1 pseudogene is annotated in these 225 nt (G+C 44.4%); it reads right to left on the reverse strand.

The window, feature by feature from the left end:
• Window positions 1–200 (reverse strand): annotated as a pseudogene (locus BN338_RS10700) (transposase domain-containing protein); the annotation flags it as partial.
• Window positions 201–225 lie beyond the last annotated feature (25 nt).

Here is a 225-nt window from a genome sequence, read left to right on the forward strand (position 1 = left end):
GAAAGACCCTCATAACGTGCCCACAGCGCCTGCTTTTCCTGATCTTGCTCATTTGTGGGGGTAACTTTTGTGTATTTGAGAGCCAAAGCAAGCTTTGCTGCTTGGGGCAAAAGGCTAATGTGATATTCCCAATAGGATTTGGTTTTGCCTTCACTTACACGGCAGAAATTTGGGGTTTTTCTCCATTTACAACGAGCCACTTTATCCAACCCTTTTTCTGTCGTT

The sequence above is a fragment of the Bartonella queenslandensis AUST/NH15 genome, assembly GCF_000312585.1.
Classification (GTDB): domain Bacteria; phylum Pseudomonadota; class Alphaproteobacteria; order Rhizobiales; family Rhizobiaceae; genus Bartonella; species Bartonella queenslandensis_A.